Origin of the sequence: Marinobacter halodurans, from assembly GCF_004327985.1 — a bacterium.
Classification (GTDB): Bacteria; Pseudomonadota; Gammaproteobacteria; order Pseudomonadales; family Oleiphilaceae; genus Marinobacter_A; species Marinobacter_A halodurans.
Genome location: NZ_SJDL01000047.1, coordinates 24,955 through 31,560, shown reverse-complemented (window position 1 = coordinate 31,560; position 6,606 = coordinate 24,955). Strand labels below are relative to the sequence as shown.

Sequence of the window (6,606 nt, the reverse complement as noted above, 5' to 3'; positions counted from 1 at the left end):
GCCGTTCGGCTAGTAGTTCCCCTTACCGGGCCCACAGGGGACTTGCACCCCCAAGTCATCCGGCCAGCACCACCTGTACCAGAACAGCGCCCGTCAAGGCGCTACGCGCCATGCCTGGCGCACCAAAGAAAAGCCGGCGCCATGGGCACCGGCTTTCCTTGTCGTCGTTCGGTTCTTAGTCCAGCTTCTCATCCGCCAGGAAGAACCAGGTGTCGAGCACGGAATCGGGGTTCAGGGAAACACTATCGATGCCCTGATCCATAAGCCACTTGGCCAGATCCGGATGGTCGGACGGCCCCTGGCCACAGATTCCCACATACTTGCCGGCCTTCCTGCAGGCCTGGATCGCGTTGGACAGCAGCTTCTTGACCGCTTCGTTACGCTCATCGAACAGGTGGGCAATGATGCCGGAGTCACGATCCAGGCCCAGGGTCAGCTGGGTCAGGTCGTTGGAGCCGATGGAGAAACCATCGAAGTACTCGAGGAATTCCTCCGCCAGCAGCGCGTTGGCCGGCAGCTCGCACATCATGATGACGCGCAGGCCGTTTTCGCCGCGCTTCAGGCCATTCTCGGCCAGCAGGTCGACCACCTGGCGCGCCTCGCCCAGGGTGCGGACGAACGGCACCATGATTTCCACGTTGGTGAAGCCCATTTCGTCACGGACTTTCTTCAGGGCACGGCATTCCAGTTCGAAGCAGTCCCGGAACGTCTCGGAGATGTAGCGCGACGCCCCCCGGAAGCCCAGCATCGGGTTCTCTTCGTCCGGCTCGTACAGGGTGCCGCCGATCAGGTTGGCGTATTCGTTGGACTTGAAGTCCGACAGACGCACGATCACCTTCTTGTCGGCAAACGCTGCTGCCAGTGTGGAGATCCCCTCAACCAGCTTGTCGACGTAGAAATCCACCGGCGAGATGTAACCCGAGATGCGCTTCTCGACGGTTTGCTTGATATCCCGCGGCAGGCCCTCAAAGTTCAGCAGCGCCTTGGGGTGCACACCAATCATGCGGTTGATGATGAATTCCAGGCGTGCCAGGCCGACACCTTCGTTCGGCAGGGATTGGAAGTCGAAGGCACGGTCCGGGTTGCCCACGTTCATCATGATCTTGAACGGGATTTCCGGCATGGACTCGACCGTGTTCTCACGCAGTTCGAAATCCAGGCTGCCTTCGTAAACCAGGCCGGTATCCCCTTCGGCACAGGACACGGTGACTTCCTGGCCTTCCTTGAGGATATCGGTGGCGTCGCCACAACCGACCACCGCCGGGATGCCCAGTTCACGGGCGATAATCGCGGCGTGGCAGGTACGCCCCCCACGATCGGTCACAATGGCCGACGAGCGCTTCATGACCGGCTCCCAGTCCGGGTCGGTCATATCGGTGACCAGGACGTCGCCCGGCTGGACACGATCCATTTCCTGGATGCTGGTGACGACCCGAACCGGCCCCTTGCCGATACGGTGGCCGATACTGCGGCCTTCAACCAGCACGCTGCCCTGCTCTTTCAGCAGGTAGCGCTCCATAACGTTCGCGGCGACACGGCTCTTCACGGTTTCCGGACGCGCCTGGACGATGTAGATGCGACCGTCGTCGCCATCCTTCGCCCACTCGATATCCATCGGACGGCCGTAGTGCTTTTCGATAATCACGGCCTGACGGGCCAGGTTCTCGACTTCTTCATCGGTAATACAGAAACGGTTGCGGTCGGCTTCATCCACCTTGACGGTTTCGACCGACTTGCCCGCCTCGGCGCTGTTGCCATAGACCATCTTGATGGCCTTGCTGCCCAGGTTGCGACGCAGGACGGACGGGCGACCGGCTTCGAGAGTCGGCTTGTGGACGTAGAATTCATCCGGGTTCACGGCACCCTGAACCACCGTTTCACCCAAGCCATAGGACGCAGTGATAAAGACAACGTCCTGGAATCCGGACTCGGTATCCAGACTGAACATGACACCACTGGCCGCGGTTTCACTGCGCACCATCTTCTGGATACCGGCCGACAGGGCGACCAGCTTGTGGTCGAAGCCATGGTGAACACGGTAGGAAATGGCACGGTCGTTAAACAATGAAGCGAAGACTTCACGAACGGCATGCTTGACGTGATCCAGGCCGACAATGTTCAGGAAGGTTTCCTGCTGGCCGGCAAAGGACGCGTCCGGCAGGTCTTCCGCGGTGGCGGAGGAACGCACGGCGACCGCCATGTTGGTATTGCCCGCCTGCAGCGTCGAATACGCCTCTTCCAGCGCGTCTTCCAGCGCCTTGGGGAATGGCGTGTCGGTCACCCACTGACGAATCTGCGCACCGACACGGGCCAGTTCGTTGACATCGTTGATATCCAGGGCTTCCAGCGCTTCATCGATCCGATCTTTCAGACCGTCCTTGGCGAGGAACTCACGATACGCATGGGCCGTGGTCGCAAACCCGCCCGGGACTGTCACGCCGGCGTTGGCAAGGTTGCTGATCATCTCACCCAGGGACGAGTTCTTGCCTCCGACCCGGTCAACATCCGACATACCCAGGTTTTCAAACCAGATGATGTAATCTTCCAAAGCGCATCTCCCTTAAATCTGTGAGCCCATTTGGCGGGTAGCCTATCGAATATCGGGCGTATCATACTGTAACCTGCATGGATTACCTAGGGAACAACACCTACAGACGTCCCCGAATCGGCCCTCTGCCCGCCTGTGTCGCGTGCCGGAAAGAGGATTAAGAAAATCTTAAGTTTCTGAGATAAATTCAAAAACGGAGCGAAACAGGTCATTATGAGAAGGACGGCGTTCTTTATTTCCGATGGTACGGGTATCACGGCCGAAGCCCTTGGCAACAGTCTGTTGGCCCAATTCGAGAAGATTCATTTCGAGCGGATTACCGTACCCTACATCGACGACCTGGAAAAAGCCGCCAGCGTCGTCAAACGAATCGACAAGGCCGCCGAACTCGACGGCGCCAAACCTCTGATCTTCGACACCATTGTCGACAGCGCGATTCGCGCCGAAGTCTCCAAGGCGTCCGGTTTCATGGTCGATATTTTCGGCACCTTCCTGCATCCCCTGGAACAGGAACTGGAAGCCTCCTCGTCCTACTCCGTCGGGCGTTCGCACTCCATCTCCAATGAAACAAACTACGAACGCCGCATCAACGCGGTGAACTTTGCACTGGACAACGACGACGGTGCCCGCACCCGCTATTACGATGAGGCCGACCTGATCCTGATCGGCGCTTCACGCAGCGGCAAAACGCCGACATGCCTGTACCTGGCCCTGCATTACGGCATCAAGGCGGCGAACTACCCCATCACCGAGGACGATATCCACGACCAACGCCTGCCCGCCGCCCTGCGCCCACACCGGGAAAAGCTGTTCGGATTGACCATCGATCCCGAGCGGCTGGCCACTATTCGCAACGAGCGCCGTCCCAATTCCCGCTACTCATCGGACAAGCAGTGCCGCTACGAGGTTGAGGAAATTGAACTGATGTACCGTCGTGAACGCATCCCCTACCTCAACACCACGGCCTACTCGATCGAGGAGATCTCCACCCGGATCATGGTGGCCACCGGCATCGAGCGCAAACGCTGATATAGAGGCCCCGATAAAAAAGAGGGTGTCGAAACACCCTCTTGTCACAGCAATTGACGGCTGCCCGGCGTTACAGCTCGTGAATTTCCAGCCCGGCCGCTTCGAGGGTCTCCCGCTGCTGCGGGCTGGAGATCACGGCGGCGCTGGCCTTCTCCGGAACCAGCCACTCGGACGCGACCCGCTTGAGGTCATCGACAGTGACCGCCAGCACCCGCTCCCGGAAGCGCTTCTGCTGCTCCGGCGTGCGGCCGAACAGACGATTCTGGAAGGCATGCTTGGCCTCCCCGGCCGGTGACCGCGGCTTGTCCATCTGCCCGATGACGCCGAGGATGGCCTCTTCCAGAGTCTGTGGATCGTGCTCGGTCTCCTGCAGCCAGGTGAGCGCGTTGTCGAAATCGTCCAACGTGTCGAGCAGGCGCGGATCCCGATAGGAGAAGAAGCGGAACGTGCCGTTGACGCTGTCCTGGGCCGCACCACCGCCATAGGCACCGCCCTGCTCGCGAATGGCCCGGTGCAGGAAGCCATTGCGCAGGAAACCGCCCAACACCGTCAGCGCAGCCGCATCCGGGTGATCCACCGGCACCGTGCTGTAGGCCTTGGCGCAGAAATTCACCTGGGTGGACGTCAGCCAGGCCTGGCGCACGGTTTCATTGACCGGCGGGACCTCCCAGCGATCCGTCTCGATGCTTGTTGCCTTGGGCCAGGTAGAGCGCAGGGCCGCCAGCATCGGCTCCAGCTGATCGTCCTCGCCAACCACCAGGAACTGCCTTGCCTGCCCCTGAACGCGCTGGTGAATACCGGCCAACCGGTCACAAAGATCGTCCAGGGCCTTTTCATCCTTGAGGGAATCGTCGAGGGCCTTGATGCCCTTGATCGACGCCAGCCCACCCAGACGGAAGGCCAGCCGCGCACCTGGACTCAGTCCCTGGGCCGCCGCCCCCATGGCCAGGGCGTGGCCGCTGCCGGTGACGGACTGCTCGCGACGCGCCCGGATCTGGGCCACGGTCTCACGAATGCGGGCCTTTTCGTCGAAGCGGGCGCTCTCGAAAATATCCCGCAGCAACTGGGTGAGTTTGTCCCGGTTGCGGGCCAGGGCCTTGCCACTGATCACCAGGTAACCGGACAGATCCTGCACGTCGTCGATGCGTCCCTTGGCGATGGAGAAAGCGGTGATCCCGCCGGATTCCGCCGACATGCGATCCTGCATGGCCAGGTAATCGAGATCGCCACAGCCAACTTCCGTCAGACACATCGTGTACAGCGGCAGCAGCAGTAATTCCTCGTCACTCAGGGCGGGCAGCGGCAGTACGACCTGCTCATAGACCAGCCCGTTGGTTCCCTGGCCGTAGAGGGTCGCCGGGAAGTCCGCGACCTCACGGGCCTCGGGCTCGGGCAGTTGCAGCGGCACATCGCTCAAATCCACCTTGGGCAGGATGGCGTCGTCATCCTTGCGCTGCTGGCGCGCCTCCAGCGCGGCCGCCCTGTCGACAATGGCTTTCTTCTCATCATCGGACAGGCGAGCCTTGCGCTCGGCCAGCGCTTCGGCCACCGCAGCCTGCTCGCGCTGGTCCATCCTGTCATTCGGGCGCAGCGTCAGGGTGACCCGGTGCGGGTTATCCAGCAGCAGGCGGCGTACCAGGTTCGGCACGTAGTCGGGGTCCTTGATCTTCTCCCGCAGGTTCGCCAGTACCGGCTCCAGATCCAGCAGTTCGACCGGGTCGCCACCGTGCACCATCGGCGAGATGGACGACATGATCAGTTGCAGGCCATAGGGGAACTGATCGCCGGTGATCTCGCGCTGATGCAGTTCCAACTGGTGGAGAATCGCTTCCAGGCGATCCTGGCTGACGCCTTCCCGCGCCACCTGTTCGAGCGTCTCTTCGACCAGTTTCTCCAGGTCAGCGGCACGGCCGGGTTCACTGCCCTCGATACCACACACGAAGGTCATTTCGCGGTTGGAGTCTTCCAGACCCAGCATGGGCGACGGGGCGTGACCGATATCCGTGGTCTCCAGGGCCCGCATCAGCGGCGACGCGCTGTTCTCCAGCAGGACATTCGCCAACAGGTGTGCTTCCAGGTTCCGCTCGAGCTCAAAGCTGTGCCCCAGCAACCAGCCCATCACGATATGGGTCTTGTGGGACAGCTCTTCCCCCTCGCTGATGGCGTAGGCCTGCTCGACGCGGGTCGGTGCGTAGAAGCGCTTCTCGTCGTGAACCGGCAGTTCGACCTCAAGACGATCGAAGCGGGACAGCGCCAGGCTCTCGAAACGCTCATGGTGCTCGATAGCCGGAATATTGCCGAACGTCGCAAAGATGGCATTGCTGGGGTGATAATGATGCCGGTAGAAGCGCAACAGGTCTTCGTAGCGCAGATCGGTGATGTGGCCAGGCTCACCGCCGCTGTTGTAATGATACGTCGTGGTGGGGAACAGGTGGCTGGTCAGGGTCTGCCAGAGCTGGGCGGTCGGGGCACTCATCGCCCCCTTCATTTCGTTGTAGACCACGCCGCGGTAGACCAGCGGTGTGGACGGGTCATCCGGGTCCTCGAACTCCAGCCGGTGACCTTCCTGGGAGAAGTCCATCTCATCCAGCTTGGAAAAGAAGACCGAGTCCAGGTAGACCGACAGCAGGTTGTCGAAATCCTTGCGGTTCTTGGTGGCAAACGGATAGGCCGTCCAGTCGCTGCTGGTAAACGCGTTCATGAACGTGTTGAGTGACCGGCGGATCATCATGAAGAACGGGTCCCGCACCGGGTAACGCTCGCTGCCGCACAGGGCGGTGTGCTCCAGAATATGTGCGACGCCGGTGGAGTCCATCGGGAAGGTGCGCAGGGCCACGAAGAAGACGTTCTCGTCGTTGTCCGACGCCAGGTGCAGGTGGGTGGCCCCGGTCTTGCGGTGGCGGTATTCCTCCACATCGATATGCAGCGTCTCGATCCGATGCTTTCTCACCCTTTCGAAGGCAGGGTGAACGGCTTGGTCTGTGTTCTTTGTCATTGCATTATCCTGAATAGGGTTTGTTGCGATCGCC

The 6,606-nt window shown here is 60.9% G+C and carries 3 protein-coding genes; 1 reads left to right on the top strand and 2 read right to left on the bottom strand.

Features of this window, described 5'->3' with window-relative positions:
* Positions 1–175: 175 nt before the first annotated feature.
* The gene (ppsA, locus tag EZI54_RS21070; RefSeq protein ID WP_131483868.1) at positions 176–2,548 is read right to left on the bottom strand and encodes a phosphoenolpyruvate synthase; all 2,373 of its coding nucleotides are present in this window, start codon (positions 2,546–2,548) and stop codon (positions 176–178) included.
* 213 nt (positions 2,549–2,761) lie between these two features.
* On the opposite strand from ppsA, the gene ppsR reads away from it, so the two are divergent.
* A complete protein-coding gene (gene ppsR / locus EZI54_RS21065; protein ID WP_131483867.1) occupies positions 2,762–3,577 on the top strand; it encodes a posphoenolpyruvate synthetase regulatory kinase/phosphorylase PpsR in 816 nt (271 codons plus the stop codon).
* Between the two features lie 70 nt (positions 3,578–3,647).
* Here the strand turns inward: ppsR and EZI54_RS21060 are convergent, their stop codons facing one another.
* Positions 3,648–6,572 (bottom strand): insulinase family protein, encoded by a 2,925-nt coding sequence (locus EZI54_RS21060; protein ID WP_131483866.1) that lies wholly within the window; start codon positions 6,570–6,572, stop codon positions 3,648–3,650.
* Positions 6,573–6,606 lie beyond the last annotated feature (34 nt).